This is a genomic window from Eubacterium ramulus (genome assembly GCF_003122485.1).
In the GTDB taxonomy this organism is placed as follows: domain Bacteria; phylum Bacillota; class Clostridia; order Lachnospirales; family Lachnospiraceae; genus Eubacterium_I; species Eubacterium_I ramulus_A.
Map to the genome: position 1 here is coordinate 1 of NZ_JRFU01000222.1, position 3375 is coordinate 3375.

A 3375-nucleotide genomic window follows, 5' to 3' on the forward strand; every position below is an offset into this window, starting at 1 on the left:
ATTGCATGACGCGCACCTCGCAACAAGAATGCCGGAGCATTCTTGAATCTCATAATTGCAATATTACAATGTTGATTTTTACACGATAAAGATATTGCTGATTTATAGTGTTTTATTTTGCCGGATAAAATCCGCTTGGTGCATCATTTAAGTTGATCATGATGTTCTTTGTCTGGCTGTAAGCATCCAGAATTGCCTTGTCGTTTTCACGACCGATACCGGACTGTTTGTAACCGCCGAACGGTGCGCCTTCCGGAATCTGGTTGTATGTATTGACCCACATACGTCCTGTCTCAATACTTCTTGCGACACGGAGCGCACGATGGATATCTTTGGTCCATACAGCACCGCCAAGTCCATAAGTAGACTGGTTTGCCAGAGCAATGACTTCGTCCTCTGTTTTAAATTTGATCACAACAGCAACCGGTCCAAAGATTTCTTCCTGAGCCACACGCATATCGTTGGTAACGTTTGTGATCAGTGTCGGCTGAACAAAACTTCCCTTTTCACAGCCGTTTTCTGTATAATAGTCACCGCCGCATGCGATGGTTGCGCCTTCTTCTTTGGCAATCTGTACGTAGGAGAGGATTTTGTCTGCCTGATGTCTGTTGATCTGAGCACCCATCTGAGTTTCCGGATTTAACGGATCACCAACGTTGATATGCTGGAATGCATTTACCAGTTCTGCAACGAATTTGTCATAAATATCTTCCTGAACGAATACTCTGGAGCCAGCACAGCAAACCTGTCCCTGATTAAACAGGATACCAAGCTGTACGCCGTCGATGGCAGCTTCCCAGTTGCAGTCGTTGAAAATAATATTTGCGCTCTTGCCGCCAAGTTCCAGAGTAGCCGGAATCAGTTTGTTGGCAGCAGCCAGAGCAACGTTTTTACCAATCTCTGTAGAACCTGTGAAAGCAAGTTTACACAGATCCGGGTGATCTAACAGATACTGTCCGGATTTTCCACCTGCACCGGTGATCAGGTTTAATACGCCTGCCGGAAGCAGATCCTGGATCAGTTCGGTAAATACCAGCATGCTGAGGGATGTTGTGGATGACGGTTTGAATACGATACAGTCACCAGCAGCGATAGCCGGAGCAAGTTTCCATGCCGCCATCAAGAATGGGAAGTTCCATGGAACAATCTGTCCGACAACACCGATCGGCTCACGAAGAACCAGACTCATCATACCGCCGTCCAGAATAGAAGCAACACCTTCGTCTGTACGGATCAGACTTGCATAATACCGGAAGTGGCGGATAGAATAAGGAACATCGATCGCCATTGTCTCACGGATCGGTTTTCCGTTATCCATGGTCTCAACCTTTGCCAGCCATTCCTGATTTTCTTCTACGCGGTCAGCAATCTTATCAAGGATTGCGGCACGTTCTTCTTTTGTTGTCTTTTTCCATTCCGGAAATGCTTTCCATGCTGCTGCGACAGCTGCATCGACATCTTCTTTGGTAGCCTGTGCGCATTGTGTAAGGACTTCACCGTTTGCCGGATTGGTACTCTGGTAGGTTGTTCCGTCAGATGCCAGACGCCATTCTCCGCCGATAAATAACCCATAGTTTTCTTTTAACTGATTGTTACAACTCATAATAGATACCTCCTTATTTGTGATGCGCTTTACTTTTGCTTGATGTTATATTACAATAGAATCTGATATCTTACAATAACCAGAAAAATGTTTTTATAGGAGACCAGAATCGTGTTAGTGTATGATTTGACAAACAGGGGAAAAAAATCGAAATATGAATATCTGTATCAATGTCTGAAAGAAGATATTTTGAGTGGAAAACTGGCAGAAGGGGAGAAAATGCCCTCAAAACGCCGGCTTTCTGAGGCAAACGGCATCAGTATCCGAACGGTTATGAATGCTTATGAACAGCTTTTGATGGAGGGATATTTGGAATCCAGAGAGCGGAGTGGCTATTATGTGGTATCTGATTTTGATTCACCATTAAGATACCAGAAGGTAGAGATAAAAGAAGCCTCTCCGGAACAGGATGAAAACTGGATGGTAGATTTTACGGCAAACACCACAGTATATGAGAAGTTCCCGTTTTCCATGTGGACAAAAGTCATGCGTCAGGTGCTTGGAGACTACAATCTGCATTTGATGAAGCGGGGAGAATTTCTTGGAAGTCCGGAGCTGCGTTATGAAATTGCAAAATATTTGTATCACAACAGAGGTATGGTGGTGTCACCGGACTGCATTGTCATCGGAACCGGAATCGAATACTTGTATTCAAAACTGATCGGTCTGCTTCCGGCAAATGCAGTGTATGCGGTGGAAAACCCCGGTTATCGAAAAATCCGTCTGATTTATGAAGACCTGGGGGTAAAATGGACCTGGACGTCCATGAGCAAAGATGGAATTCATATGGGAAGTTTGCGAAAAAGCGGTGCAACGGTGGTACATACTTCCCCGGAGCATCATTATCCGCTTGGAACTGTCATGACTGCCAGACGGCGACAGGAATTGTTGAAGTGGCTGGAGGAATCCGCGGACCACTATATTATAGAAGATGATTATGACTGTGAATTTCGATACAGCGGACATGCGATCCCGGCGTTGTATGGTCTGGATGCAAGCCAGCGCGTTATTTATATGAATACCTTCAGCAAAACACTGAGCCCAGGAATCCGGATCAGTTACATGGTATTGCCACCAAAATTGCTGGAGCAGTACGTCAATTCCGCGAACTTTTTTTCAAATACATCTTCTAATTTAGAGCAGCATACACTGGCAGCGTTTCTGCGGGACGGATATTTTGACCGGCATTTAAATCGTATGCGGCGCTATTATCTGAGTCAGGGAGAAAAATTGAAAAATGCGATCCAGATGACACCGACCATTCCGGCAGAAGAAATTTTGGGTATGGAGACCGGTACACATATCTTGGTAAAATTAAAAACGAAGCTTTCCGATAAAGAAATCAAGCTGCGGGCAAGGATGAAAGGGATTAATCTGTGCTGTCTTTCTGAATTTTGTATCGGGGAGAAAGAATTGTACTGGCATGTGCTGGTGTTGAATTATTCCGGACTGGAAGAGAGCCATATGCTGGAAGTGGCTGGGGTGCTGGGCGAAATCTTTGTTTAGGGTGGCTTAAAAATTTACTATTTAGGTTTTTATAGGAACTCCTGCGATTTTATCTCAGTCGCTGGCAATCGCTCCTTGAGAAAAAGTCACAGGAGTTCTCAAGTTACATTGTGGATATTGTAAATTTTTTAGTGGAAATGATACAATTAAAGTATAAATGACAAAAAGTATAAAAATATAATTTTGCCAGTTATAACTGATAAAATTCGAAAAAACGATTGTTTATCTCAGTCGAGAAGACTCCCACTTCTGCAAGTGGTGAGTAA

2 protein-coding genes are annotated in these 3375 nt (G+C 43.9%); one reads left to right on the top strand and one right to left on the bottom strand.

The genetic code is table 11. The features are described from left to right. Nucleotides 1-112: 112 nt before the first annotated feature. Nucleotides 113-1603, bottom strand: coding sequence for an aldehyde dehydrogenase family protein (locus LG34_RS15860; protein ID WP_109216939.1), 1491 nt, complete (start codon nucleotides 1601-1603; stop codon nucleotides 113-115). A gap of 111 nt (nucleotides 1604-1714) precedes the next feature. Between LG34_RS15860 and LG34_RS15865 the strand changes: the two genes are divergently transcribed. Further along, complete coding sequence (locus tag LG34_RS15865; RefSeq protein ID WP_109216940.1) at nucleotides 1715-3109, top strand: PLP-dependent aminotransferase family protein; 1395 nt, start codon at nucleotides 1715-1717, stop codon at nucleotides 3107-3109. The last annotated feature ends 266 nt before the right edge of the window (nucleotides 3110-3375 follow it).